Below are 25,696 nucleotides of genomic sequence, written 5' to 3'. Positions count from 1 at the left end.
AGTATTCCCGCTCGGTAAGACGCCAGTTTTCACGTTCGCTTATGGCGGCTTCACTTCTCTTTTTTCTGCAGATCCATCAGCTGCTGCGGCGTGACCGCCGGGTAGGACTGGGCGCCGTCCGGGACTTCCTGCAGCGCGGGGATCGGGATGAGCGGACCCAGGAATCGCGGTTCGCGTTTAAAAATATAGAGATCGGCCAGCGCGCCGAAACGAGCACCAAACTCGCGCAGGCGCACGCTCCACATATCCTTCGGCGACGGCACCGCGTAGCACTGCGCCTGAATACCCATATGCAGGGCAATAAACAGCGCCCGCTCGCAGTGGAAGCGTTGGGTAATGATAATAAAATCATTCGTGTCGAAGACTTTACGGGTGCGAACAATCGAATCAAGGGTACGGAAACCCGCATAGTCCAGCACGATATCCGCCGGATCGACGCCAGCTTTAATTAAATCGCGGCGCATGGTCATCGGTTCGTTATAGCTCTGCAGCGCGTTATCGCCGCTGAGCAGCAGATAGTTCACCTTACCGCTGTTGTAGGCGTTCAGCGCGCCCTGAATTCGGTAGCGATAATATTGGTTGATGACGCCGGTACGATAGTACTTAGCGGTGCCGAGTACCACGCCGACCTGACGATAGGGCAGGTCCTGTAGCTCATCGTAGATATAAGGAGAGGTCTTCCAGCTCATCCAGCGGTCAAGCCCCAGCACGGTTAACAGCAGCAAGCCGAACAGGACTAACAGGCTGTATAACGCACGCTTTAACATGAACCGGGCTCAATAGTGGACGAGGGAAGCTTCAGGCTACTTTACCCGCCGGGCAAGCGCAAGAAACCGTCGTTTAATTGCGGGGATTTTCAACAATGCGGGCCGTTTGGCCCGCAGAATGTGACTAACCTAACAGGACGCGATCGATGTTATGACAGCCCAGCGCCTTCAGCGTCGCGGCGGTTGCGTCCCACTGGATGAGCGCCGCGTCGGCCTTCTCGGCAAGAACAGCGCGCTGGATATCCGGGTAATCGTAACCATTGAGGCTCAGCAGATTCAGCGCGCCCTGCAGCGGCGGCAGCGTCGGGTTATAGGCGGCATTTTCTGCATAGCTACCGGTGAAAATAGTCCCGTCTTTCAGCTCCAGCGCGACGCCGGAGGGCGAATGGCTGTACGGCATATGGCAGCGGTTGGCTGCCTGAATCGCCGCCTGGGCCAGCGCATCGCCGCTGAGCGGGAAGCCGTGGTTCTGTTCATCCATCAGCAGGGTTTTGATATTCAGATCTTTCGGGCCGAAAGCGTCCGGTAGATAGTGTTGCAGCGAATGGGCTTCGCGGCCCGGAAGATGGATGCGCAGCGCTAGTCCGCTGTTCAGTTCGTTCATAAACTGACGACAGTGGCCGCAGGGGGTGTAGTTCACGGTAATCGCCAGCAGGGATTTTTCGCCGCGCAGCCAGGCATGGCTGATGGCGCTTTGCTCAGCGTGCACGGTCTGCTGCATGGTGGCGCCGAGGAATTCCATATTGCCGCCGAAGTACCAGGTACCGCTGATGCCGCGGGCAATGGCGCCGACGTTAAAGTGGGAGAGGTCGGTACGCGCACAGGCCGCCGCCAGCGGCAGCAGAGCAAAGGCCAGCGCGTCTTCGTCCAGCCCCGTCGCGCTTTGCAGCGCAGCGACCTGATCTGCATTGAGCAGGGCCGGAAAATGCGGGTCGGCCAGCATCGGGGCGATGGCCGCTTGCAGGTCCGCCGCCAGTTGGGGAAGAACAGCTTGAAAACGTGGGTGCATGGCGTTGCCTCATAACAATGTAATGGGAATCTAGTGTACGGGTGCTTATAGCTGACATATGTGATTAACATCTCATTGTTAATGTAATTCTATCTCGTTGCATTTTAAATTGTGATTCAAATCACAACTATCCGGCTATTGCCAGGATCAGCGGAAACAAAAACGGGGCAACCAGCGAGGTAATAATCCCGCAAAGTACCAGCGCCAGCGAACTGAACGCGCCCTCCTGATAGTCGAGTTCAGCGCAACGGGCGGTACCCAGTGCGTGTGAGGCGGTACCCATCGATAAGCCGCGCGAAGCTTTGGTACGAATGCGCATCACATTCAACAGCGTATGGCCGAAGACCGCGCCGAGAATGCCGACAAAAATAACGCATACCGCGCTGATCGCCGGAATGCCGCCAATGCTGCTGCTCACCGCCATCGCAATCGGGGTCGTGACCGATTTCGGCAAAATAGAGGCGGCAATCTGCGGCGTTGCGCCCATCAGTAAGGCAACGGTGGTACCGGTGACCATCGCCACCACGCTGCCGATAAAGCAGATAGTGATGATTGATTTCCAGCGAGCGCGGATTTGGTGTAGCTGCTCATATAAAGGAAAGGCCAGCGCAACCACCGCCGGCTGCAGCAGATCGTTAAGAATTTTGCTGCCCTGAAAATAGCGCTCGTAGGAGATGCCAGTGATCAACAAAAAGGGGATCAGCACCACCATGGCCACCAGTAACGGATTAAGCAGCGGAAACTTGAATCGCGCCGCCAGCATGCGGGCGAGGAAAAAGACGATAAGGGTTAGCGGCAGCGACCACCAGATTTCATGGATCATTTTTCACTTCCTTTTTGACCAACCACTTTGCGCTCGCCGTGAACCAGGTGTGAGCTCCAGCTGACTACTAAAAAAACCACCAGCGTGCTTATCGCGCAGGAAACCACTACCGGGCCAAACTGCGCGCGGAGTAAATCCCAATACTGCATAACGCCCACGCCGATAGGCACAAATAGCAGCGCCATATAGCGAATCAGGATATTGCAGCCGGGGTTAACCCACTGCGGCGGCAGGATCTGCAGCGCCAGGAGAAAGAACAAAATCAGCATGCCAATAATACTGCCGGGAATGGCGATCGGCAGGAGTGAAGAGAGAAAAATGCCCGCATACAAGCAGGCGTAGATCAGCACGAAAGCGCGCACATACTGCCAGACAATAATCAGTGATTTACTCATGGTAATAACCCTTGATGAACCGCATTCATCATACAATTAAAGCCAAAAATGTGCTACCGATCACATCATGAATTCTACGCATACCTGCAATAGAGACGGGGAACAGCAAAACGGACGGCTATCAGTGTGTCGATTGCAGCGACAGACAGTGCAGAAATCGGCTCAACGCCAGCGACGGCGCTTCACTTTTTCGCCAGAAAACCCCAACGCTACCTTTTTGTTCAATGCGCGGCAAATTAAGAATCGCCAGCTGGTGCTGGGCCGCATAGCGCTGCGCCAGGCGCAGTGAGAGTATCGACACCATATCGCTACTCTGTAACAGGTTGCTGGTGACGTTCATCGAGGCGGACTCAATGGTGTTCTCCGGCAGCATGACGCCGTTATCCACCAGCGCGTTGTCGATGCTCAGGCGAATCGGTGTGCCGGTGGGCCAGACAATCCAGCGCCACGGAGAGAGGTCAGCCCAGCTTAACTGCGATTTTTGCGCCAGAGGATGATCGGGGCGGGCGACAAAGCAGACCGGCTCGGTGTAGAGCACCCGGTAGCTCAGCGGCAGCTCCAGCGCCCGCCCGCCGACTCGCCCGACCACGACATCAATCACCCCGGCGAGCAGATCGTTAAGCAGCGGCGTCATGACTTTCTCTTCGATATTAAGATGCAGGGTCGGCATCTCTTTAAGCAGTTCGAGGATCGCCTGCGAAACGCAGTCGGTGGCCACCGGTGAACAGCCGATCATCAGACTCCCCACCTGTCCGCCCTGTTTGAAACGCTCGATTTCATACTGCGAACGCGACATATCGTTAATCAGCCGCTGGGCGTGTTGAAGCAGCAGCTTTCCGCCTTCTGTCGGGCGCAGGCCTTTGCTGTGACGTTCAAACAGGGGCATGCCGACTTCATCTTCAAACTGGCTCAGCCATTTGGAGAGCGCCGGCTGAGTAATATTCATCATTTTAGCCACTTGTGTGAGGTTGCCTTGTTCCCCCAGCGCGACCAGCATCTGTAAATGGTGCAGCTTCAGTTTCTGCGTCCAGCCTGCCATCAGCGATAACCTCCAGGTTATGTCTATGCCCGAAATACCATTGTACATTTCATTGCTTTGGTTACAAACTCGCAACATAAAAGAAATAAATACAACATCTTCCCCTACCTGCACTGAGGCATAACGATGACTCAACGACTCGAACTACAGAAACTGCTTAATGCCGCGCCGGTCGGCGCCCGGCAGTGGCGCGTGATTATCTGCTGTTTCCTGGTGGTCATGCTCGACGGTTTCGATACTGCGGCAATTGGTTTTATCGCCCCGGATATTCGTCACCACTGGCAATTAACCGCAGGCGATCTCGCGCCGTTATTTGGCGCAGGATTGCTGGGCTTAACCGCCGGGGCGCTGCTCTGCGGTCCGCTCTCCGACCGCTTTGGCCGTAAACGGGTCATCGAGTTCTGCGTCGCGCTATTCGGCCTGTTTAGCCTGCTTTCCGCGTTTTCCCCTGACCTGGAGACGCTGGTGATCCTGCGCTTCCTGACGGGGCTGGGATTGGGCGGCGCGATGCCTAACACCATTACGATGACTTCGGAATATCTGCCTGCCCGGCGGCGCGGGGCGCTGGTGACCCTGATGTTCTGTGGATTCACCCTCGGCTCGGCGTTCGGCGGCGTGGTCAGCGCGCAGCTGGTGCCGCTGATTGGCTGGCCCGGTATCCTGGTGCTGGGGGGCGTGCTACCGCTGATGCTGGCGGCGGCGCTAATCCCGCTGCTTCCCGAATCTCCGCGCTGGCAGATCCGTCGTCAGCTGCCACAAGCGATGATTGCCAAAACCGTTGGCGCGATAACCGGCGAACGCTATACCGATACCCATTTCTGGCTTGATGAGCCTGCCGCCGGCGCGAAAGGCAGCATCCGCCAGCTATTTGCCGGGCGTCAGCTGCCCATCACCTTGATGTTGTGGGTCGTGTTCTTTATGAGCCTGCTGATTATCTATCTCCTCTCCAGCTGGATGCCGACGCTGCTTAACCATCGTGGAATTGATTTACAGCATGCTTCCTGGGTGACCGCGGCCTTCCAGATTGGCGGGACCTTTGGCGCACTGCTGCTCGGTGTGCTGATGGACCGTTTCAACCCTTTCCGGGTGCTGGCGCTGAGTTACGCCCTGGGGTCGGTCTGTATCGTCATGATTGGCCTGAGCGAGAACGGTCTGTGGCTGATGGCGCTGGCGATTTTCGGCACCGGTATCGGCATCAGCGGCTCGCAGGTGGGGCTAAATGCTCTGACCGCGACGCTGTATCCCACCCAAAGCCGCGCGACCGGCGTGAGCTGGTCAAACGCGATTGGCCGCTGCGGAGCCATTGTTGGTTCGCTCTCCGGCGGCGTGATGATGGCGATGAATTTCTCTTTTGACACCCTGTTTTTTGTTATCGCAGTACCGGCTGTGGTTAGCGCCGTGATGCTTGTCCTGCTGACGCTTGCCGTTCGCAACCCAACATCTGTACCTGCCGCGCTGCCTTCTGCGGGCATCGTGAATAAATAAGGAGAATGCTCATGTCCCAATCTTCCATGGAAATCAACAACGATCGTCAGAACTACTATCAGCATATTTCCGGGCAAAACCTGACGCCGCTTTGGGAATCGCTGCACCATCTGGTCCCGAAAACGCCGAACCCTACCTGTGCGCCGGCTTACTGGAACTATCAGGAGATTCGTCCGCTGCTGCTGAAAAGCGGCGAGCTGATTGGCGCGAAAGAGGCGATACGCCGCGTACTGGTGCTGGAGAACCCGGCGCTGCGCGGACAGTCATCGATTACTTCATCGCTGTATGCCGGTTTACAGCTGATCATGCCCGGAGAAGTGGCGCCGAGCCACCGTCATAACCAGTCGGCGCTGCGCTTTGTGGTTGAAGGTGAAGGGGCATTTACCGCCGTCGATGGCGAACGCACGCAAATGCGGGCCGGTGACTTTATTCTGACGCCGCAGTGGCGCTGGCACGACCACGGCAACCAGGGCAATGAGCCGGTTGTCTGGGTGGATGGCCTCGATCTGCCGCTGGTGAACTATCTGGGCTGCGGTTTCGCGGAAGACTATCCGGAGGATCAGCAGCCGGTGACCCGCAAAGAGGGGGATTATCTGCCGCGCTACGCCGCCAATATGCTGCCGCTGCGCCATCAGGTCGGCAACTCTTCGCCCATCTTTAACTATCGCTACGACCGCAGCCGCGAAGCGATGCACGATCTGACGCGTATGAGGGATGCCGACGAGTGGGACGGCTATAAGATGCGTTACGTCAACCCGGTCACCGGTGGCTACCCGATGCCATCGATGGGCGCCTTTCTCCAGCTGCTGCCGAAAGGGTTTACCTCGCGAGCGGCAAAAACCACCGATAGCACCATCTATCACGTGGTAGAGGGCAGCGGCCAGGTGACTATCGGCGAGCAGACATTTTCTTTCCAGGCAAAGGATATCTTCGTGGTGCCCACCTGGCACGCCGTCTCTTTTATCTCCGCCGAAGATACCGTGTTATTCAGCTTTTCGGACCGTCCCGTGCAGGAAGCGCTCGGCCTGTTCCGCGAAGCGCGTTATTAAAAAATACGAATAAGGACTCCATCATGACTCAATACGTTTTTGCTCCCCAGGCCCCAATTAGCGTTCCGGTTGTCGGCAGCGATGAGCAGTTTCCGGTACGCCGCGTTTACTGCGTGGGCCGCAACTACGCCGCTCACGCGCGTGAAATGGGCTTTGATCCGGATCGCGAACCACCGTTTTTCTTCTGCAAGCCTGCCGATGCGGTGGTACCCGTCGCTGCGGGAGAGACGCGGAACCTGCCGTATCCCGCGCAAACCGACAACTATCACTATGAAATTGAGCTGGTGGTGGCGATTGGCAAACGGGGAAGCGATATCCCGCTGGAGCAGGCCCATGAGTATATCTGGGGCTATGCCACCGGTCTGGATATGACCCGCCGCGATCGCCAGATGGAGATGCGCCAGATGGGCCGTCCCTGGGAAATTGGCAAAGCCTTCGATCTCTCCGCGCCGATAGCGCCGCTGCACAAAGCGGATACGGTTGACGTCAACGAGGCGGGAATTTGGCTGCAGGTGAATGGGGAAGATCATCAGCGCAGCGATATTCGCCACCTGATCTGGTCGGTTAATGAAACTATCAGCTATCTTTCCGGCTTCTTTGAGCTGCAGCCCGGTGACCTGATTTTTACCGGGACTCCAGAAGGCGTTGGCGCGGTGGTGAAAGGCGATGTTATCACCGGAAACGTAGATGGACTGACGCCAATCGCCGTGCGCGTGGTGTGAGGTGAATGATGAAGCTGTACAGTTTTTTTAATAGCTCTGCCTCTTACCGCGTGCGCATCGCGCTGGCGCTGAAAGGCATCGACTACCAGAGCGTGGGCGTCAATATCCGCATCGGCCAGCAGAATGCGCTGGAGTACCGGCGGCTGAACCCGGTCGGCCTGGTGCCGACGTTCATTACCGACGAAGGTGAATCTCTCGGCCAGTCGCTGGCGATAGCGGACTGGCTGGATCGGCACTATCCGCAGCCGCTGCTGCTGCCTGAGGAAGACAGCGCGCGCATGCGGGTGCTGGAGATCGTATACGCCATCGCCTGCGATATTCATCCCATTAATAACATGCGCGTTTTACGCTACCTTGGCGACGAGCTTAAGGTGAGTGAAGAGGAGAAAAAACGCTGGTATGCGCACTGGATCCAGCAGGGGTTCAGCGCCGTTGAACAGCTATTGCGCCACGCGAAATCCGGCGATTTTTGCGTGGGCGATGCCCCCACCCTGGCGGACTGCTGTCTGGTGCCGCAGTGGGCCAACGCGCTGAGGATGGGCTGCGATCTCAGCCACTATCCACGCTGCCAGGCGGTTTATGACGCCTGTACCCGGCTGCCGGCGTTTATCGCCGCCGCGCCGGAAAACCAACAAGATAAGATCCCGGCTTAGGAGGCAACATGGCAAAAGTGATGCGAGCAATCATTGTCGGCGGCGGTATTGGCGGGGCAGCCACGGCGCTTTCGCTGGCGCGCCAGGGTATCAAGGTGATGCTGCTGGAAAAGGCGCATGAAATCGGCGAAATTGGCGCCGGGATCCAGCTTGGCCCAAACGCGTTCTCGGCGCTGGACAGCCTCGGCGTCGGCGAAGTCGCCCGTCAGCGGGCGGTCTTTACCGACCATATCACCATGATGGATGCGGTAAACGGCGAAGAGGTCGTGCACATTGAGACAGGACAGGCGTTCCGCGACCATTTTGGCGGGCCGTATGCGGTGATCCACCGGGTGGATATCCACGCCACCGTCTGGGAGGCGGCGCTGACCCATCCGGCCGTCGAGTATCGTACTTCGACGCAGGTAGTGGATATCCGCCAGACCGCCGATGACGTGACGGTGTTTGATGATAAAGGCAATAGCTGGACGGCGGATATTCTGATCGGCTGCGACGGCGGTAAATCGGTGGTGCGCCAAAGCCTGCTGGGCGATTCGCCGCGGGTAACCGGCCACGTGGTCTATCGCGCGGTCGTCGATGCCGCCGATATGCCGGACGATTTACGCATCAATGCGCCGGTACTGTGGGCGGGTCCGCACTGCCACCTGGTGCATTATCCGCTGCGCGGCGGTAAGCAGTACAACCTGGTGGTGACCTTCCATAGTCGGCAGCAGGAAGAGTGGGGCGTGCGCGACGGCAGTAAAGAAGAGGTGCTCTCCTACTTTAAAGGTATCCACCCGCGTCCCCGGCAGATGCTCGATAAACCGACCTCCTGGCGCCGCTGGTCCACCGCCGATCGCGAGCCGGTAGAAAAATGGGGCAACGATCGTATTACGCTGGTCGGTGATGCCGCGCATCCGGTGGCGCAGTATATGGCGCAGGGGGCCTGTATGGCGCTGGAAGATGCGGTGACCCTGGGTAAAGCGCTGGCCCAGTGCGACGGCGACGCCGCCCGCGCTTTCGCGCTGTATGAATCGGTGCGTATTCCGCGTACCGCGCGGATCGTCTGGTCGACGCGTGAAATGGGGCGGGTCTATCACGCTGCCGGGGTTGAGCGCCAGGTGCGCAATCTGCTGTGGAAAGGCAAAACCCAGAGCGAGTTTTATCGCGGCATTGAGTGGCTGTACGGCTGGAAAGAGGATAACTGTCTGCAACCACGTTAAGCGGCCGTGCATTTCCCGGCCCGCAGACAGAGGCGACTTTGTCGCCGGGCTAAGCGCAGCGCAAGCCGGGAAGCAGCAGCGCCGCCGGTAAAACCGATATTCACCCCTTTCAACCCGCATCCAGAGGCGCTACCATAGCGCCTCTTTTTTTCGGGCAATGATAAACAATATGCGTGTACTACTGGCGCCGATGGAAGGCGTGCTCGATTCGCTGGTGCGCGAGCTGCTGACCGAAGTCAATGATTACGATCTCTGCATCACCGAGTTCTTGCGCGTGGTGGATCAGCTCCTGCCGGTAAAATCGTTCTACAAACTGTGCCCGGAACTGCATAACAACAGCCTGACGCCCTCCGGCACCCGCGTGCGCGTGCAGCTGCTCGGGCAGTATCCGCAGTGGCTGGCGGAAAACGCCGCTCGCGCGGTCGAACTCGGTTCCTGGGGGGTTGACCTGAACTGCGGCTGCCCGTCAAAGCTGGTGAACGGCAGCGGCGGCGGGGCAACGCTGCTCAAAGATCCTGAGCTTATCTATCGCGGCGCGAAAGCGATGCGCGAGGCGGTTCCCGACGAACTACCGGTCACGGTAAAAGTTCGGCTTGGCTGGGACAGCGGCGAACGGCGATTTGAAATAGCCGATGCGGTCCAGCAGGCGGGGGCCAGCGAGCTGGTGGTTCACGGCCGCACCAAAGAGGATGGCTATAAAGCGGAGCGCATTGACTGGCAGGCTATTGGCGAAATCCGTCAGCGCCTGACTATCCCGGTGGTGGCCAACGGTGAAATCTGGGACTGGCAAAGCGCTCAGGATTGCCTGGCCGCGACCGGCTGCGACTCGGTAATGATTGGCCGCGGCGCGCTGAACGTGCCGAACTTAAGCCGGGTAATAAAATATAACGAACCGCGTATGCCCTGGCCCCAGGTCGTCGGGCTGCTGCAAAAATATACCCGTCTGGAAAAGCAGGGCGATACCGGCCTTTATCACGTCGCGCGTATCAAACAGTGGTTGAGCTATTTGCGTAAAGAATACCTCGAAGCTTCTGAGCTGTTCAGCGCGGTGCGCACTCTACAGGATTCAACCAGTATTGCGCGCACGATTAACGACTGGCGTAGCTAAACTATCTGACCTGCATCACATTTTTTTGCTTGTCCCATTGAGATTACCCGGCGGACAGTGAAATACTCACTACCGATTGTTACTGCTCCGGCAGGCAAAACCTGATTTCCTGGCATCTGTCGGGGTCAGGTTTTTTTGTTTTTGGGGTTCATATGCAAATCGCCAAAGTACTTAATAATAATGTAGTGGTGGTTGTCGATGAGCAGCAGCGCGAACAGGTGGTCATGGGCCGAGGACTTGCCTTTCAAAAACGCGTTGGTGACTCTCTTGATGAAAGTAAAATTGAAAAAGTCTTCGCGCTGCAGAGCGATGAACTGATTGGCCGTTTAGGCGAATTACTCAGTCAGATACCGTTAGAAGTGATGACCACCTGCGATCGGATTATCGATCTGGCGCGCGGTCGTCTCGGTAAGTTACAGGACAGCTTGTACATTACCCTGACCGATCACTGCCACTTTGCGATCGAGCGGCAGAAGAAGGGCCTCGCCATTCGTAATGTGCTGCTGTGGGAAATAAAACGGCTGTATCCTAAGGAGTTTGAGTTAGGGCAGGAAGCGCGGGCGATTATCGCCAAACGGCTTGGCGTTGAACTGGCCGAAGATGAGGCGGGGTTTATTGCCCTGCATCTGGTGACGGCGCAGCTCAACAGCGAAATGCCGGAGGTGATGCACGTTACCCGGGTCATGCAGGAGATTCTGCAGCTGGTGAAATATCAGCTGACCCTTAACTACGACGAAGAGTCGCTGAGCTACCAGCGTTTCGTTACGCATCTTAAGTTTTTCGCCCAGCGTATGCTGACGCGAACGGTGGTCGAAGATGATGATGTGACGCTGCACAGCGCGGTAAAGGATAACTACCCAAAAGCGTGGAAGTGTGCGGAAACCGTCGCCCGGCACCTGCAAAAGAGCTACCAGCGGCCGCTGACGACGGAAGAAATTATGTTTCTCGCCATTCATATTGAACGGGTGAGAAAAGAGGGACGCTAAGCGCCGATCGGGCCTGGCGCCAGGCTCCCACTCTACAACTGGATTGTTACTGCATTATGCAGGCAAAACCTGAGCGCAACGCTTACACGGCGTTGTTCTCGGGTTTTTTTATTTTTAATACTCAGTTAACGATGCCTGCGGGCAGCGGAAGTAAGGAAAAACAGCATGGAATATAAAGCACTCGCGCAGGATATTCTTAGCCGGGTAGGCGGCAAAGAGAATATTGTGAGTCTGGTTCACTGCGCAACGCGGCTGCGTTTTAAGCTTAAAGATAGCAAGAAGGCGGATGCCGAAGGACTGAAGGCGAATCCTGGCGTCATCATGGTGGTGGAAAGCGGCGGCCAGTTTCAGGTGGTCATCGGTAACCACGTACATGATGTCTGGCTGGCGGTGCGCAGCGAAGCCGGCCTGACGGACGACAGTGAGCCGGTTGCGGTGAAGGGCGAAAAAGTGTCGATTATCGGCCAGATTATCGACGTGGTTTCCGGTATTTTCACCCCGTTTATCGGCGTCCTGGCGGCCTCGGGGATCCTCAAAGGACTGCTGGCGCTGGCTGTCGTTTGCGGCTGGTTAACGACGCAACAGGCGACCTATAAAATCTGGTTTGCCGCCAGCGATGCGCTGTTCTTCTTTTTCCCGCTATTTCTCGGCTACACCGCCGGCAAGAAATTTGGCGGTAACGCCTTTATTACGATGGTGATCGGCGGCGCGTTAACTCATCCGCTGATGATTCAATCTTTCGAAGCCAGTATGGCGCCTGACGCCGCGGCGGAATATTTCCTTGGCATTCCGGTGACCTTTATCAATTACAGCTCGTCGGTCATCCCGATTATCCTCGCCTCGTGGGTGAGCTGCTGGATTGAGCGGCGGAGCAACGCAATACTGCCCTCGTCGATGAAGAACTTCTTTACCCCGGCGATTTGCCTGGCCGTGGTTGTCCCGCTCACGTTTCTGATTATCGGCCCGGTTGCGACCTGGCTGAGCCAGCAGCTGGCCAATGGCTATCTGCTTATCTATCAGGTTGCGCCCTGGCTTGCCGGGGCGGCGATGGGCGCGCTGTGGCAGGTGTGCGTCATCTTCGGTTTACATTGGGGCCTGATACCGTTGATGATTAACAACCTTACCGTGCTTGGCCATGATTCGATGATGCCGATGCTGTTGCCGGCGGTAATGGGTCAGGTTGGCGCCGCGCTGGGGATTTTCCTGCGCACTCGCGATGCCCGGCAAAAAGTGCTGGCGGGCTCGGCGGTATCCGCCGGGATCTTCGGCGTGACCGAGCCGGCGATTTATGGGCTGAATTTGCCGCTCCGCCGTCCCTTTATCTTCGGCTGCGTCGCTGGCGCTATCGGCGGCGCGATTGTCGGCTTCAGCGACAGCCACGTTTATTCTTTCGGTTTCGGTAACATTTTCACCCTGGCGCAGATGATCCCGCCGCAGGGCATTGACGCCACGGTGTGGGGCGGCGCGCTGGGAACGATTAGCGCATTAATCATCGCCTGCGTGCTCACGTTAGTCGCCGGGCTGCCGCGCAGCGCCGCCGAACAGGCGGCCGTTGTCGTGGCCCCGGCCTCGGAAAACGATATTCTGGCGCCGATGACCGGCAGCGTGCTGGCGCTCGATCAGGTTCCAGATAGCACCTTCGCCAGCGGTTTACTTGGCCAGGGTGTGGCGATTATCCCTTCAGTAGGCAAAGTTATTGCGCCGTTCTCGGGGGAAGTCGCCTCGATTTTCCAGACGAAACATGCTATCGGCCTGCTGAGCGATAGCGGAATTGAACTGCTTATCCATGTGGGCATCGACACCGTCAAGCTCGATGGCGCGCCGTTCACCGCCCATGTTAAAGAGGGCGACAAAATTAAAGCGGGTGATCTGCTGCTGGAGTTTGACCGTCAGGCGATTCTGAACGCCGGTTACGATCTGGCGACGCCCATTATTATCAGCAACAGCGACGATTACCGTGCTCTCGACATTGTTTCCGCCAGCGCGGTGGATGCCGGTCAGCCGCTGTTGTCCGTAAGCCGTTAATCACAGGAGAGAGATGAATGAAGACATTCCCACAGGCGTTTTTATGGGGCGGCGCGACCGCGGCAAACCAGGTCGAAGGCGCTTATCTGGAAGAGGGGAAAGGATTAACCACTTCTGACGTCCAACCGCGCGGCGTATTTGGCGATGTGGTAGAACGCGTACCTGGCGATAGCGGCATAAAAGACGTCGCCATCGATTTCTATCATCGTTACCCGGAAGATATCAGCCTCTTTGCCGAAATGGGTTTTAACTGCCTGCGCGTATCGATTGCCTGGGCGCGTATTTTCCCTGAGGGCGACGAAACGCAGCCCAACGAAGCCGGACTGGCCTTTTACGACAAGTTGTTTGACGAAATGGCGAAGCATAATATCACTCCGCTGGTGACGCTGTCGCACTATGAGATGCCGTGGGCGCTGGTGAAAAACTACGGCGGCTGGGGCAATCGCAAAGTGATTGGCTTCTTCGAACGCTATGCCCGTACGGTGTTTGAGCGCTACAAGACGAAGGTCAAGCTGTGGCTGACCTTCAATGAAATCAATATGTCCCTGCACGCGCCGATGACCGGCGTTGGTCTGCCGGCTGACAGCAGCAAAGCGGACGTTTACCAGGCCATTCACCATCAGCTGGTGGCGAGCGCGCTGGCGGTTAAAGCCTGCCATGACATCGTGCCTGAGGGCAAAATAGGCAATATGCTGCTCGGCGGCCTGATGTATCCGCTGAGCTGCAAACCGGACGATATTTTTGAAACGCTGCAGCAGAACCGCAGCTGGCAGTTCTTTGGCGATGTCCAGTGCCGCGGCGCTTATCCGGGCTATATGCTGCGCTATTTCCGCGACAACGGCATTAGCCTTGAGATCACCGATGCCGATCGCGAAGCCCTGAGAGAGACCGTCGATTTTATCTCTTTTAGCTACTATATGACCGGCTGCGTGACCGCCGACGAAGAGCTGAACAAAAAATCGCGCGGCAATATTCTCAGCATGGTGCCAAACCCGCATCTGGCAAGTTCGGAGTGGGGCTGGCAGATTGACCCGCTCGGTCTGCGCACGCTGCTGAACGTGCTGTGGGATCGCTATCAGAAGCCGCTGTTTATCGTGGAAAACGGCCTCGGCGCGAAAGATAAAGTGGAAGCTGACGGCAGCATCAACGACGATTACCGGATCAGCTACCTTAACGACCATCTGGTGCAGGTTCGTGAGGCAATTGAAGACGGCGTTGAGGTGATGGGCTACACCAGCTGGGGACCTATCGATCTGGTGAGTGCTTCGAAAGCGGAGATGTCCAAACGCTATGGCTTTATCTACGTCGATCGCGATGATGAAGGCAACGGCACCCTGGCGCGCAGCCGCAAGAAGAGCTTCTGGTGGTATAAAGAGGTGATTGCCACTAACGGCGGCAGCTTAAAAGAGTAATGCCCTGAGCACGAAAGTAACATCATCCATATGGCCCGGATAACCTCCGGGCCATTTTGCGTATTACGCCGGCTTGCGCGCGCGCAGCAGAAAAATCATCGGCCGCTCTTTTTCTTCATCCAGCGCTGGCTGGGCGGCAATCTGCTCCGCCGTTGGCCCCCATTCATCCAGATGCTCGATGATAAAACCGGCGGCCACCAGCAGGTTTATCCAGGTGGACAGCTTGCGGTGCTGCTTCTTCACCCCGTCGGCAAACCAGTTGCTGATACGTTCGCCCTCCTGCTGGTAGTGGCTCACCGGCCAGCGCTTCTGTCCGTTCTCATCTTCCAGCCAGCTCTGCTGCGGCGGGGCGGTATAGATGGGATGCTCGGCGGAGAACAGCAGCGTACCGCCGGGCGTCAGCGCCTGGTAAACGGTAGCGAACAGCGGCGCCACATCGGGCAGATAGTGTAGCGCCAGCGAGCTATAGACCAGCTCGCAGCTATTTGCGGGCAGGGTCAGGTTCTCCAGGTTTTCACAGCGGTAGCGGATACCTTCGCCGCGGGTCATTTCGCGGGCGCGCTCCAGCATCCGGCTGGAGAGATCCAGTCCCTCGACCTGCGCGGCGCCCCGATCGCGGGCCCAGCGGCAAAACCAGCCGTAGCCGCAGCCAAGATCGACGACGCGTAAACCGGATAACGGCGGAAGCATTTGCTGTATGATTGGCCACTCAGGCGCGCCTTCCAGCCCCTTAACTGAACGGTCGAGGGTGGCGTATCCGGCAAAAAAAGCGGGATCGTCATAGATGTTCTGACTCATTTTCACTCCATGAGAAGTTTATTTTTAGCCTGCTAATAGTTACGGCACACGCTTTACTAAACGGCTATGATGCAATTAGCTTAATATACCCGACCTTATTTAATCACCTGACCGATTTCATGAACCTGACTTTGAGCAAACGCGCGTTGGCTGGCCTGCCACTGGCCATCGCGCTGGCGGGCTGCGCGCCATCGCACGATATTGGCAATCCGCTCCAGCAGCAAACCCCGGCATCCCACATCGCAATGGAACTGCCCGCCGCCGTGAAAAACGGCTGGCCGCAAAGCAACTGGTGGCAGGATTATCATGACCCTCAGCTCAATAGCCTGATTCAGCGTGCCTTAGCCAATGCGCCGGACATGCAGATTGCCGGGCAGCGCATCAAACTGGCGGAAGCGCAGGCGCGGATGTCGCAATCCACCCTGGGACCGAATCTGGATTTTTCCGCCGATATTGAACGGCAGAAAATGTCTTCCGAGGGGCTGATGGGACCGTTTGCCACCGATACCGACGGCAATACCGGGCCGTGGTACACCAACGGTACCTTCGGGCTGACCGCCGGATGGGACCTGGATCTGTGGGGTAAAAACCGCGCGCTGTTACAAGCGCGAATCGGTGAAGTCAAAGCTCAGGTCGCTGAAGAAGCCCAGACCCGTGAACTGCTGGCCAGCAGCGTCGCCCGTCTTTACTGGCAGTGGCAGACCGAGGCGGCCATTAAAAACGTGCTGACGCAGATGAAGCGCGAACAGAATAACGTCGTTACCGTGGATACTGCGCTGTATCAACGTGGGATCACCAACTCGGCCGAAGGGGCGGAGAACGACATTAACGTCAGTAAAACCGATCAGCATCTTGCCGACGTTGCCGGCAGTATGAAAGAGATTGAAGCGCGGCTGATGGCGCTGACCAACAATCAGAGCCAGGCGCTGAATCTGCATCCGGCGGATTTGCCTGCCGTCAGCGCGCAAATGCCCAATGAGCTGGGCTATGAGCTGCTGGCGCGACGTCCTGATCTGCAGGTCGCCCACTGGTATATCGAAGCTTCCTTAAGCGAAATTGATGCCGCGAAAGCCGCGTTTTATCCGGATATCAACCTGATGGCCTTCCTGCAACAGGATGCTCTGCATCTCAGCGATCTGTTCCGCCACTCTGCCCAGCAGATGGGCGTCACTGCCGGGCTGACCCTGCCGATCTTTGATAGCGGTCGGCTGAACGCGAATCTGGATATCGCCAGCGCGCAAAATGGCCTGTCGATAGCGAAGTACAACAAAGCGGTGGTCGATGCGGTTAATCAGGTGGCGAAAACCGCCAGCCAGGTTGAGACGCTGATGGCGAAAAATCAGCAGCAGCAGCAGGTTGAAAAGGATGCTCTGCGGATGGTCGCTCTGGCGCAGGCGCGGATGAATGCCGGGATTATTTCCGGTTCGCGCGTCAGCCTGGCGAAGCTGCCCGCTTTGCAGGAGCGCATTACCGCTCTGCGTCTGCGCGGCCAGTGGCTTGATGCCAGCATCCAGCTAACCTCCGCGCTGGGCGGCGGGTATCATCAGGCGGCGAAGTAGTTCGGTTTCCCCGTCTTGCGCTGCGATTAGCCGGGCTGCAGATCGCATGGTCTGTGGGTCTGTCGCCCGGATAAGGTGTTGATGCCGCCATCCGGGCACTCTCATCACTCTTTCTTCTTTGCCTCGCGGCGCTTTAGCCACCAGTGCGCCGCAACCACCAGCACCACCGCCAGAATCAGCCAGATCCAGTGTTTCAAATGCGCGTCCAGATGGTGCAGCCACGGGCCTATCGCTTCGCCGCCGAGATAGCCGAGCGTGGTAAAAATTAACGCCCAGATAATCGCGCCGAGAATATTCAGCGGCAGAAACACCTTCGGCGGCAGTCGACTGGCGCCAATCAGCAGCGGGCCGATAACCCGGAAGCCGTACATAAAGCGGGTGCCGATGACAAACAGGTAGGGGCGACGCTGGATCATGCGCTGGGCTTTCTGGATCCGCTTCTTCTGCCGGGAAAACCGGCGCAGGATGCGTCCGCCAAAGCGTCTGCCGAGCAAATAAAGCAATTGATCGCCAATCATTCCCCCGAGGGCGACCGAGATAACCACCAGCCAGAACTTCAATAATCCCTGATGTGCCGCCACGCCGCCGAGCAGCGTGATGGTTTCGCCTTCCGCCATGCTGCCAATGACCAGCGCCGCGTAGCCGTACTGGGTAATCAGGTTATTGATATCCATATAAAGATAAACTCCATAAAACGTCAGTCCCTTAATCATACACCCTGATGATAAAAATGCCGGGGAAGCGCATTTTTCTTGCTGTACACAAAATAATCTACAAGGTGAATTATACTTGGATCAGTGCTGTACCACGCCGTGACAAGGGGGACGCTATGAACCATGTCTGGGGGCTCTTCTCGCATCCTAATCAAGAGATGAGCGTTATTAAAAGCGAAAACGAAACCGTTTCGCATCACTACACGCATCATGTGCTGGTTATGGCAGCGGTTCCGGTTATCTGCGCCTTTATCGGCACCACGCAGCTGGGCTGGAACTTCGGCGACGGCACGGTGATAAAACTGTCGCTGATGACCGGCCTGGCGCTGGCGGTGCTGTTTTATGCCGTGATGCTCGCCGGGGTCGCGGTGATGGGGCGGGTTATCTGGTGGATGGCACGAAGCTATCCGCAGCGGCCTTCCCTTAAACGCTGTATGGTTTTCGCCGGCTATGTCGCCACGCCGCTATTCCTGAGCGGGATCGTGGCGCTCTATCCGCTGGTGTGGCTATGCGCGCTGGTGGGAACCGTCGCGCTGCTCTATACCGGCTATCTGCTGTATCTCGGGATCCCGACTTTCCTTGGCATCAATAAAGAAGAGGGGCTAAGTTTCGCCAGCTCGACCCTGGCGATTGGCGTGCTGGTGCTGGAAGTGCTGCTCGCCATCACCGTGATCCTCTGGGGCTACGGCTATCGACTCTTCTGATTAACTCATTGCCGGCATAAATAGTTTTTTATGTCGGCAATGCAGCATTTGTTCACGATTCTTATTAGCCAGCGCGCGTTCTGACAGGGTATGATGATTTTTGCCAGCGGTGTTATCCCCAGCGCCGCGGCGTACGTTCATAACGTGCAAAAATACTTTTCAGAATGTTCACGATGACCAAATTTCGAGTTTCTTTGCTCAGCCTGACGTTGCTGCTGGCTGTGCCTTTTGCGCCCCAGGCGATGGCTAAATCCCCCGCGGCGGTGTCCGCTTCCCAGCCGGATATTGCGTCCGGCAGCGCGATGATCGTCGACCTTGCCAGCAAAAAGATCATCTATGCCAGCCAGCCGGATCTGGTTCGTCCGATGGCGTCGATCACCAAGGTGATGACCGCGATGGTGGTGCTGGATGCCCATCTGCCGCTTGATGAGATGCTGACCGTTGATATCAGCCAGACGCCTGAAATGAAAGGGATCTATTCACGCGTTCGCCTGAACAGCCAAATCAGCCGCCGCAATATGCTGCTGCTGGCGCTCATGTCGTCGGAAAACCGCGCCGCCGCCAGCCTGGCGCACCATTATCCCGGCGGCTATAACGCCTTTATTCGCGCGATGAACGCCAAAGCGCAGGCGCTGGGAATGACCCGCACCCGTTACGTTGAGCCCACTGGCCTGTCGATTCATAACGTTTCCACCGCGCGCGATCTGACTAAGCTGCTGATCGCCAGCGAGCAGTATCCGCTGATTGGCCAGCTGAGCACCACGAAGGAAGATATGGCGACTTTCGCCCATCCCGCCTACACGCTGCCGTTCCGTAACACCAATCATCTGGTCTATCGTGATAACTGGAATATTCAGCTGACCAAAACCGGTTTTACTAATGCTGCGGGCCACTGCCTGATTATGCGTACGGTGATTAATCAGCGCCCGGTAGCGCTGGTGGTGATGGATGCTTTTGGCAAATATACCCACTTTGCCGATGCCAGCCGTCTGAGAACGTGGATTGAAACCGGGAAAGTGATGCCGGTTCCGGCTTCCGCGCTCAGCTATAAAAAACAGCGCGAAGCGCAGATGGCCGATGCGATGCTGAAAGGCGGCGCGCAGACCGCGCAGAACGATTAACCCCCATTTCCCCGGATTACGGCGTAAACGCCTTATCCGGGCTACAGAACCGCGCTGAACCGTAGCCTGGCTAAGCGCAGTGCGAGCCGGGGGATTTTCCCGGAGGCAGCGCTGGCGCGCCTGTCCGGGCTACCGCTTACCCGCGACCCCGAGGGGTTACTCCGGCAGCGTCCAGTCGCCATCGCCGAGCGGGCGCTGCATAATCAAGGTGTCGCGCCAGTCGCCCATCTTATAACCAACGCTGCGCAGCTGGCCCGCCACGCTAAAACCGAACTTTTTATGAATCGCAATCGACGCGGCGTTACTGTGGCCGTCGCCGATAATGGCCAACATCTGTCGCCACGGTCCCTGTTCGCATTTCTCTATTAACCGGGAGAGCAGCGCGCTGCCGATGCCGCGTCCGCCCATTCCCGCCTCCACGTAAATGGACTCTTCGAGAGTGTAGCGGTAGGCCGGGCGAGGGCGATAAAACGTGGCGTAGCAGTAGCCGACGATGGTTCCGCGCCACAGGGCAACCAGCCACGGCAGCCCGCTATCGCGCACGGTTTTAATACGCTTGCGCATCTCGTCGACGGTCGGCGGGATCTCTTCAAAAGAGGCGCGTCCATTGAGCACGTGCCAGACGTACAGCGCGGCGATGGCGTGGGCGTCATCGGGCAGCGCCTCGCGGATCTCTAAGTCAGCGTCGTGTAATTTATCCACTGCGGACATGTTGGGTTCCTTAAGCGGGTTTGCCGGAGAGGAGATTTCTCCGGCGTGCAGCGTAATACAGAAGCCCCGCGGCTGAACAGCCCCTCGTGGGGATTATTGCGGGTCGGTAGGGCTTGCCGCGTTATCCGGCGTTTCTCCCCAGTATTTTTGCTTGCTGGTTTTGCCGATCCCCGGGTTCATACTGTTGGTTGGATCGTTCTCACGATAGAAACGTTTTAAGCTTTCCGGCGCCTCATAGAGATGGCCGACGTTATGCTCGGCGGGATACTGAGCGCCGCGCTCCTTCAGCAGCACCAGCATTTTCTCCTTCAGTTCGTGGGCATCGACGCCTTTTTTCACGATGTAATCCTGATGGAAAACGTGACACATAAAGTGACCGTAATAGAGCTTATGCACCAGTTGGCTGTCAATATCGGCGGGAAGATGCTCAAACCATTCGGTATCGTTACGGCGCAGGGCGATATCCAGCGCCAGAATATCTTCCACCTCATCGGCGTGAACCGCCTGATAGCGGATCGCCGCACCCGCAGCGGCAAAGCGGTGCAGGAAGGCTTTGCTGCCTTCTTCCGCGGTGCAGACGAAGAAATCCCCTTCGGCATTCTGGAAATACTCTCCAAGCCATGCCTGGGCCTCTTCGATGCCATCGCCCGCCATTTTCAGCAGCAGATGGTGTTCATATTTATCGCGCCAGGTTTTCATTCGCTCCGGCAGGTGCGCCGGGAAGACGTGACCCAGCTTCTGCATAAAGCGGTCGGTGAAGTGCGGCTTAAACAGAGAGACTTTCTCCAGCATCGCGTCGGTGCGGCCCTTCATGGTAAAGAAGAACGGCATTTTATCGGTGCCGAGCTTGTCGATCATCAGGAAGGTATCTTTTCCGTACTGCTCGGCGATGTCGTAAATATCGCGGTGCATGTACTCGCCCGCAACCGGCAGATGGCTGAATTCGGCGAGAATATGGCGGCGAATTTCGGTCAGCACTTCCGGCTGGTTGGTGCCGATGTAGAACACCTGCTGGCGTTTTTCCGCCGGGAAAGTATCGAGGCGCACGGCGAACACCGCCAGCTTGCCGGCGCAACCCGAGGATTCAAACAGGCGGTCCGGGTCGGCGTTGTAGCGCGCCGGGGTATCGGCATTCACGTCGCGCACGCGGGTGACGTAATCATGATCGTGAGCGTGGCGGCCATCGTGGCGGACATCTTCATCTTTAACCCGCTCGTCGTCGAGGCGGCTGAGGATCTGCTCCGGCGTGGTGCCGAGGTCGATGCCGAGGTGGTTCACCAGCGTCAGCTTGCCGTTTTCATCAATTTGCGCGTACAGCGACATTTCGGTATACGCCGGGCCACGCTGTACCAGCGAGCCGCCGGAGTTGTTGCAGATCCCGCCGACCACCGATGCCCCGATGCAGGATGAGCCAATGACGGAGTGCGGTTCGCGACCCAGCGGCTTCAGCGCTTTTTCCAGCGAATAGAGCGTTGTGCCGGGATAAGCCAGTACCTGTTCGCCTTTATCCAGCAGGTGCAGTTTATCCAGGCGCAGGGTGCTGATAATGACGATGTCGCGATCGTAATCATTGCCGTTCGGCGTTGAGCCTTCGGTCAGGCCGGTATTTGCCGCCTGCATCAGAATGATTTTATCGGCGTTGACGCAGGCGTTCAGCACGCGCCACAGTTCCAGCAGCGTGCCGGGAAAGACCACCGCCAGCGCTTCCCCCTGGCCGGAGCGGAAGCCTTTGCGATAGCGCTGAGTTTTGGCCGGGTCGGTCAACAGATGGGAGGAGCCAACCAGGCGAGCGAGTTCAGCCAGAAAAGCGTTGTTATGAGTTGTTGCAGATGACATGTTCCACTCCTTGTGGCGGTACAAAATTATCAAAAATAAGAATAGCCCTTTGTATGACAATTTGATGCATCAATGTTTCGAAAAATCAGAGAACAACGCGCGCTTTCTTCAGGCGTCTCGTTTATGTTTATGGCAGACTTCGATTTTTGCTATCTTTTCGCCGATCTGGCCGACTGGAACAATGAGGGATAAAAATGAAATGGCTTTGTACTGTAGGCGTCGCTGTGAGCCTGGCGCTGCAACCCGCGCTGGCGGATGAATTGTTCGGCAATCATCCCTTAACGCCGCAGGCGCGGGATGCGTTTGTGACCGAACTGCTGACGAAAATGACGGTGGACGAAAAAATCGGTCAGCTGCGCTTGATTAGCGTCGGTCCGGATAACCCGAAAGAAGCCATCCGCGAAATGATAAAAGAGGGGCAGGTAGGGGCGATTTTTAACACCGTGACCCGCCATGATATCCGCGCTATGCAGGATCAGGTGATGGCGCTCAGCCGCCTGAAAATCCCGCTATTTTTCGCTTTTGACGTGCTGCACGGCCAGCGCACGGTATTTCCGATATCTCTTGGCCTGGCTTCCTCTTTCAACCTCGATGCGGTGAATACCGTCGGGCGGATTTCAGCTTACGAAGCGGCCGACGATGGCCTGAACATGACCTGGGCGCCGATGGTCGACGTCTCCCGCGACCCGCGCTGGGGCCGCGCCTCGGAAGGCTTTGGCGAAGACACTTATCTCACCACCATCATGGGGGAAGAGATGGTGAAATCCATGCAGGGCAAAAGCCCGGCGGACCGCTACTCGGTGATGACCAGCGTTAAGCACTTTGCCGCCTACGGCGCGGTCGAAGGCGGCAAAGAGTACAACACCGTCGATATGAGCCCGCAGCGCCTGTTTAACGACTATATGCCGCCGTATAAAGCGGGGCTGGACGCAGGCAGCGGCGCGGTAATGGTCGCGCTCAACTCGCTTAACGGTACTCCGGCAACCTCGGATTCCTGGCTGCTGAAGGACGTGCTGCGCGACCAGTGGGGCTTCAAAGGCATCACCGTGTCCGACCATGGGGCCATAAAGGAGTTGATCAAACACGGCGTGGCCGCGGACCCGGAAGACGCGGTGCGCGTGGCGCTGAAGTCAGGCATCAACATGAGCATGAGCGATGAATACTACAGTAAGTATCTGCCCGGGCTGGTGAAGTCCGGCAAGGTGACGATGGCGGAGCTCGATGACGCAACCCGCCACGTGCTGAACGTCAAATACGATATGGGGCTGTTTAACGATCCCTATAGCCACCTGGGGCCGAAAGATTCCGATCCGCAGGATACCAACGCCGAAAGCCGTCTGCATCGTAAAGAAGCGCGTGAAGTGGCGCGCGAAAGCCTGGTGTTGCTGAAAAACCGTCTCGACACGCTGCCGCTGAAAAAATCGGGCACTATCGCGGTAATCGGCGCGCTGGCCGACAGCAAGCGCGACATGATGGGCAGCTGGTCAGCGGCGGGCGTGGCCGATCAGTCGGTCACCGTGCTGGCCGGAATGCAAAAGGCGCTGGGCGATCAGGGCAAAATCATCTATGCCAAAGGCGCCAACGTCACTGATGATAAAGGTATCGTCGACTTCCTTAATCTGTACGAGAAAGCGGTGCAGGTTGATCCACGCTCGCCGCAGGAGATGATTGATGAAGCGGTGGCAGCGGCGAAGCAGTCCGACGTGGTGGTTGCCGTGGTGGGCGAAGCGCAGGGTATGGCGCATGAAGCCTCCAGCCGCACCGACATCACCCTGCCGCAGAGCCAGCGCGCCCTCATTAGCGCGCTGAAAGCGACCGGTAAACCGCTGGTGCTGGTGCTGATGAACGGCCGTCCGCTGGCGCTGGTGAAAGAGGATCAGCAGGCCGATGCGATACTCGAAACCTGGTTCGCCGGTACCGAAGGCGGCAACGCCATTGCCGACGTGTTGTTCGGCGACTACAACCCGTCGGGCAAACTGCCGATGTCCTTCCCGCGTTCGGTCGGACAGATCCCAACCTACTACAGCCATCTCAATACCGGTCGCCCGTACAATGCAGATAAGCCGAACAAGTACACCTCGCGCTACTTTGACGAGGCCAACGGCCCGCTCTATCCCTTTGGCTACGGCCTGAGCTATACCACCTTTAGCGTTTCCGATGTGAAAATGTCGGCGCCGACCCTGCAGCGTGACGGTAGCGTAACCGCCAGCGTGCAGGTGACCAATACCGGCAAGCGTGAAGGGGCGACGGTGATTCAGCTTTATCTGCAGGACGTCACCGCTTCCCTGAGCCGGCCGGTGAAAATGCTGCGCGGCTTTAAGAAGGTGACCCTCAAGCCGGGTGAGACGCAAACCGTCAGCTTCCCGATTGACATTGAGGCGCTGAAGTTCTGGAACCAGCAGATGAAGTACGACGCCGAGCCGGGCAAATTCAACGTCTTTATCGGCGTCGATTCCGCCCGCGTGAAGCAGGGCGAGTTCGAACTGCTGTAATTGCGCTTTGTCGCCCGGGTAAGGCTGTAGCCGCCGCACGGGAACACGCATTCCTTATCCCAAAGGCCAATTTATCGGCCTTTTCTTTTTCCGCTCCGCCCCAAATGAACTACGCTTTTGGCTTAAGCTCCTGTTAATGGAGCGCAAATTAAAGAGGGACGCGAGAATGATAAAGGCAAGTATGTGGTCCGGCACGCTGGCGCTGGCGGCCCTGATAAGTCTGCCGCTGCAGGCGGCGGAGCCGGTTAAAGTCGGCTCAAAAATCGATACCGAAGGGGCGCTGCTCGGCAATATTATTTTGCAGGTGCTGGAAAGCCACGGAGTGAAAACCGTCAATAAAATCCAGCTCGGCACCACGCCGGTGGTGCGCGGAGCGATAACCGCCGGTGAACTGGATATCTATCCGGAATATACCGGTAACGGCGCCTTCTTCTTTAAAGCGGAGAACGACCCAGCGTGGAAAAACGCGCAGCAGGGCTACGAGAAAGTCAAAAAGCTGGACGCGGAAAAGAATAAGCTCGTGTGGCTTACCCCGGCTCCGGCCAACAACACCTGGACCATCGCCGTTCGTCAGGATCTGGCAGAAAAAAATAACCTCGCCTCGTTAAGCGACCTTGCCGGATATCTGCAAAAGGGCGGCGACTTTAAGCTGGCCGCTTCGGCGGAATTTATTGAACGGCCGGACGCGCTGCCGGCATTTGAAAAAGCCTACGACTTTACGCTCAAACAGAACCAGCTGCTGTCGCTGGCGGGCGGCGATACGGCGGTCACCATTAAAGCGGCGGCGCAGCAGACCTCCGGTGTAAATGCGGCGATGGCCTACGGCACCGATGGCCCGGTCGCCGCGCTGGGCCTGCAAACCCTGAGCGACCCGAAGGGCGTGCAGCCAATTTACGCCCCGGCCCCGGTCGTGCGTGAAGCGGTGCTGAAAGAATACCCGCAGATAGCCGACTGGCTACAGCCGGTCTTTGCCAGCCTGGATGAAAAGACCCTGCAAAAGCTGAACGCCAGTATTGCGGTAGAGGGCCTGGATGCGAAGAAAGTCGCCGCCGACTATCTGCAACAAAAAGGGCTGCTGAAGTAGAGT

The 25,696-nt window shown here is 57.4% G+C and carries 22 protein-coding genes and 1 pseudogene; 14 read left to right on the top strand and 9 right to left on the bottom strand.

Annotated elements, in window-relative coordinates:
- Positions 1-50: 50 nt before the first annotated feature.
- From sanA to K2184_RS20705, 5 genes are all read right to left on the bottom strand, one after another.
- Positions 51-767: an outer membrane permeability protein SanA gene (gene sanA, locus K2184_RS20725; protein WP_004103884.1), complete on the bottom strand. Its 717-nt coding sequence runs from the start codon at positions 765-767 to the stop codon at positions 51-53.
- Positions 768-891: 124 nt separating this feature from the next.
- A complete protein-coding gene (gene cdd, locus K2184_RS20720) occupies positions 892-1,776 on the bottom strand; it encodes a cytidine deaminase (RefSeq protein WP_004103882.1) in 885 nt (294 codons plus the stop codon).
- 127 nt (positions 1,777-1,903) lie between these two features.
- On the bottom strand, positions 1,904-2,599 hold the full coding sequence (locus K2184_RS20715; RefSeq protein WP_004103877.1) for a CidB/LrgB family autolysis modulator: 696 nt from the start codon (positions 2,597-2,599) through the stop codon (positions 1,904-1,906).
- Positions 2,596-2,994 (bottom strand): CidA/LrgA family protein, encoded by a 399-nt coding sequence (locus K2184_RS20710; RefSeq protein ID WP_004103875.1) that lies wholly within the window; start codon positions 2,992-2,994, stop codon positions 2,596-2,598. Before K2184_RS20710 ends, K2184_RS20715 begins: the two co-directional genes overlap by 4 nt.
- A 121-nt stretch (positions 2,995-3,115) precedes the next feature.
- Positions 3,116-4,033, bottom strand: a complete 918-nt coding sequence (locus K2184_RS20705; RefSeq protein ID WP_004103873.1) for a LysR substrate-binding domain-containing protein — start codon at positions 4,031-4,033, stop codon at positions 3,116-3,118.
- Between the two features lie 126 nt (positions 4,034-4,159).
- On the opposite strand from K2184_RS20705, the gene mhbT reads away from it, so the two are divergent.
- The 9 genes and pseudogenes from mhbT (at position 4,160) to K2184_RS20660 (ending at position 14,675) form a co-directional block, all read left to right on the top strand.
- Entirely contained in the window at positions 4,160-5,518 is a 1,359-nt protein-coding gene (gene mhbT / locus K2184_RS20700; RefSeq protein ID WP_004103871.1) for a 3-hydroxybenzoate transporter MhbT, read from the top strand.
- Positions 5,519-5,529: 11 nt separating this feature from the next.
- Positions 5,530-6,567, top strand: a complete 1,038-nt coding sequence (gtdA, locus tag K2184_RS20695) for a gentisate 1,2-dioxygenase (RefSeq protein WP_163525731.1) — start codon at positions 5,530-5,532, stop codon at positions 6,565-6,567.
- A 23-nt stretch (positions 6,568-6,590) separates the two neighbouring features.
- Positions 6,591-7,289 carry a fumarylacetoacetate hydrolase family protein gene (locus tag K2184_RS20690; protein ID WP_064344297.1) on the top strand — a complete coding sequence of 233 codons (699 nt, stop codon included), beginning with the start codon at positions 6,591-6,593 and terminating at the stop codon, positions 7,287-7,289.
- Between the two features lie 8 nt (positions 7,290-7,297).
- Entirely contained in the window at positions 7,298-7,942 is a 645-nt protein-coding gene (maiA, locus tag K2184_RS20685) for a maleylacetoacetate isomerase (RefSeq protein WP_004103865.1), read from the top strand.
- Between the two features lie 8 nt (positions 7,943-7,950).
- The gene (locus tag K2184_RS20680) at positions 7,951-9,144 is read left to right on the top strand and encodes a 3-hydroxybenzoate 6-monooxygenase (protein ID WP_004103863.1); all 1,194 of its coding nucleotides are present in this window, start codon (positions 7,951-7,953) and stop codon (positions 9,142-9,144) included.
- A 169-nt stretch (positions 9,145-9,313) separates the two neighbouring features.
- The gene (gene dusC, locus K2184_RS20675; protein WP_049593496.1) at positions 9,314-10,252 is read left to right on the top strand and encodes a tRNA dihydrouridine(16) synthase DusC; all 939 of its coding nucleotides are present in this window, start codon (positions 9,314-9,316) and stop codon (positions 10,250-10,252) included.
- 152 nt (positions 10,253-10,404) lie between these two features.
- Positions 10,405-11,238: a transcriptional antiterminator BglG gene (gene bglG / locus K2184_RS20670; RefSeq protein ID WP_004103859.1), complete on the top strand. Its 834-nt coding sequence runs from the start codon at positions 10,405-10,407 to the stop codon at positions 11,236-11,238.
- Positions 11,239-11,291: 53 nt separating this feature from the next.
- Positions 11,292-13,263 (top strand): annotated as a pseudogene (gene bglF, locus K2184_RS20665) (PTS beta-glucoside transporter subunit IIABC).
- Between the two features lie 17 nt (positions 13,264-13,280).
- Positions 13,281-14,675 carry a glycoside hydrolase family 1 protein gene (locus K2184_RS20660; protein ID WP_004114081.1) on the top strand — a complete coding sequence of 465 codons (1,395 nt, stop codon included), beginning with the start codon at positions 13,281-13,283 and terminating at the stop codon, positions 14,673-14,675.
- Positions 14,676-14,738: 63 nt separating this feature from the next.
- Here the strand turns inward: K2184_RS20660 and K2184_RS20655 are convergent, their stop codons facing one another.
- Positions 14,739-15,473 (bottom strand): class I SAM-dependent methyltransferase, encoded by a 735-nt coding sequence (locus tag K2184_RS20655; RefSeq protein ID WP_049592925.1) that lies wholly within the window; start codon positions 15,471-15,473, stop codon positions 14,739-14,741.
- Between the two features lie 119 nt (positions 15,474-15,592).
- On the opposite strand from K2184_RS20655, the gene mdtQ reads away from it, so the two are divergent.
- Positions 15,593-17,032, top strand: a complete 1,440-nt coding sequence (gene mdtQ / locus K2184_RS20650) for a multidrug resistance outer membrane protein MdtQ (RefSeq protein WP_049592926.1) — start codon at positions 15,593-15,595, stop codon at positions 17,030-17,032.
- 104 nt (positions 17,033-17,136) lie between these two features.
- Here the strand turns inward: mdtQ and K2184_RS20645 are convergent, their stop codons facing one another.
- Positions 17,137-17,706 (bottom strand): DedA family protein, encoded by a 570-nt coding sequence (locus tag K2184_RS20645; protein WP_004103851.1) that lies wholly within the window; start codon positions 17,704-17,706, stop codon positions 17,137-17,139.
- Between the two features lie 155 nt (positions 17,707-17,861).
- Between K2184_RS20645 and K2184_RS20640 the strand changes: the two genes are divergently transcribed.
- On the top strand, positions 17,862-18,449 hold the full coding sequence (locus tag K2184_RS20640) for a Yip1 family protein (protein ID WP_004103850.1): 588 nt from the start codon (positions 17,862-17,864) through the stop codon (positions 18,447-18,449).
- Positions 18,450-18,622: 173 nt separating this feature from the next.
- Positions 18,623-19,570: a D-alanyl-D-alanine endopeptidase gene (pbpG, locus tag K2184_RS20635; RefSeq protein ID WP_004103849.1), complete on the top strand. Its 948-nt coding sequence runs from the start codon at positions 18,623-18,625 to the stop codon at positions 19,568-19,570.
- Between the two features lie 156 nt (positions 19,571-19,726).
- Here the strand turns inward: pbpG and K2184_RS20630 are convergent, their stop codons facing one another.
- Both K2184_RS20630 and dld read right to left on the bottom strand, forming a co-directional pair.
- Positions 19,727-20,281 (bottom strand): GNAT family N-acetyltransferase, encoded by a 555-nt coding sequence (locus tag K2184_RS20630; RefSeq protein ID WP_004103848.1) that lies wholly within the window; start codon positions 20,279-20,281, stop codon positions 19,727-19,729.
- A gap of 93 nt (positions 20,282-20,374) precedes the next feature.
- Complete coding sequence (dld, locus tag K2184_RS20625) at positions 20,375-22,117, bottom strand: D-lactate dehydrogenase (RefSeq protein WP_049127884.1); 1,743 nt, start codon at positions 22,115-22,117, stop codon at positions 20,375-20,377.
- 194 nt (positions 22,118-22,311) lie between these two features.
- On the opposite strand from dld, the gene bglX reads away from it, so the two are divergent.
- On the top strand, positions 22,312-24,609 hold the full coding sequence (gene bglX / locus K2184_RS20620) for a beta-glucosidase BglX (RefSeq protein WP_049127883.1): 2,298 nt from the start codon (positions 22,312-22,314) through the stop codon (positions 24,607-24,609).
- A 166-nt stretch (positions 24,610-24,775) separates the two neighbouring features.
- Entirely contained in the window at positions 24,776-25,693 is a 918-nt protein-coding gene (osmF, locus tag K2184_RS20615) for a glycine betaine ABC transporter substrate-binding protein OsmF (protein WP_004114076.1), read from the top strand.
- The last annotated feature ends 3 nt before the right edge of the window (positions 25,694-25,696 follow it).

The organism is Klebsiella sp. K5-306 (assembly GCF_051835185.1).
Lineage (GTDB): Bacteria > Pseudomonadota > Gammaproteobacteria > Enterobacterales > Enterobacteriaceae > Klebsiella > Klebsiella oxytoca.
The sequence above is the reverse complement of the archived record's forward strand: the minus strand, read 5'-3'. Positions and strand labels throughout refer to the sequence as shown.

What these genes read in the sequence shown, in the direction of transcription:
- gtdA (WP_163525731.1), top strand. Translation starts at nt 5,530, where the DNA reads ATGTCCCAATCTTCCATGGAAATCAACAACGATCGTCAGAACTACTAT.
- K2184_RS20690 (WP_064344297.1), top strand. Translation starts at nt 6,591, where the DNA reads ATGACTCAATACGTTTTTGCTCCCCAGGCCCCAATTAGCGTTCCGGTT.
- bglG (WP_004103859.1), top strand. Translation starts at nt 10,405, where the DNA reads ATGCAAATCGCCAAAGTACTTAATAATAATGTAGTGGTGGTTGTCGAT.
- K2184_RS20660 (WP_004114081.1), top strand. Translation starts at nt 13,281, where the DNA reads ATGAAGACATTCCCACAGGCGTTTTTATGGGGCGGCGCGACCGCGGCA.
- pbpG (WP_004103849.1), top strand. Translation starts at nt 18,623, where the DNA reads ATGACCAAATTTCGAGTTTCTTTGCTCAGCCTGACGTTGCTGCTGGCT.
- maiA (WP_004103865.1), top strand. Translation starts at nt 7,298, where the DNA reads ATGAAGCTGTACAGTTTTTTTAATAGCTCTGCCTCTTACCGCGTGCGC.
- K2184_RS20640 (WP_004103850.1), top strand. Translation starts at nt 17,862, where the DNA reads ATGAACCATGTCTGGGGGCTCTTCTCGCATCCTAATCAAGAGATGAGC.
- K2184_RS20645 (WP_004103851.1), bottom strand. Translation starts at nt 17,706, where the DNA reads ATGGATATCAATAACCTGATTACCCAGTACGGCTACGCGGCGCTGGTC.
- K2184_RS20715 (WP_004103877.1), bottom strand. Translation starts at nt 2,599, where the DNA reads ATGATCCATGAAATCTGGTGGTCGCTGCCGCTAACCCTTATCGTCTTT.
- osmF (WP_004114076.1), top strand. Translation starts at nt 24,776, where the DNA reads ATGATAAAGGCAAGTATGTGGTCCGGCACGCTGGCGCTGGCGGCCCTG.
- dld (WP_049127884.1), bottom strand. Translation starts at nt 22,117, where the DNA reads ATGTCATCTGCAACAACTCATAACAACGCTTTTCTGGCTGAACTCGCT.
- mhbT (WP_004103871.1), top strand. Translation starts at nt 4,160, where the DNA reads ATGACTCAACGACTCGAACTACAGAAACTGCTTAATGCCGCGCCGGTC.
- dusC (WP_049593496.1), top strand. Translation starts at nt 9,314, where the DNA reads ATGCGTGTACTACTGGCGCCGATGGAAGGCGTGCTCGATTCGCTGGTG.
- K2184_RS20655 (WP_049592925.1), bottom strand. Translation starts at nt 15,473, where the DNA reads ATGAGTCAGAACATCTATGACGATCCCGCTTTTTTTGCCGGATACGCC.
- K2184_RS20630 (WP_004103848.1), bottom strand. Translation starts at nt 20,281, where the DNA reads ATGTCCGCAGTGGATAAATTACACGACGCTGACTTAGAGATCCGCGAG.
- K2184_RS20680 (WP_004103863.1), top strand. Translation starts at nt 7,951, where the DNA reads ATGGCAAAAGTGATGCGAGCAATCATTGTCGGCGGCGGTATTGGCGGG.
- bglX (WP_049127883.1), top strand. Translation starts at nt 22,312, where the DNA reads ATGAAATGGCTTTGTACTGTAGGCGTCGCTGTGAGCCTGGCGCTGCAA.
- sanA (WP_004103884.1), bottom strand. Translation starts at nt 767, where the DNA reads ATGTTAAAGCGTGCGTTATACAGCCTGTTAGTCCTGTTCGGCTTGCTG.
- cdd (WP_004103882.1), bottom strand. Translation starts at nt 1,776, where the DNA reads ATGCACCCACGTTTTCAAGCTGTTCTTCCCCAACTGGCGGCGGACCTG.
- mdtQ (WP_049592926.1), top strand. Translation starts at nt 15,593, where the DNA reads ATGAACCTGACTTTGAGCAAACGCGCGTTGGCTGGCCTGCCACTGGCC.
- K2184_RS20705 (WP_004103873.1), bottom strand. Translation starts at nt 4,033, where the DNA reads ATGGCAGGCTGGACGCAGAAACTGAAGCTGCACCATTTACAGATGCTG.
- K2184_RS20710 (WP_004103875.1), bottom strand. Translation starts at nt 2,994, where the DNA reads ATGAGTAAATCACTGATTATTGTCTGGCAGTATGTGCGCGCTTTCGTG.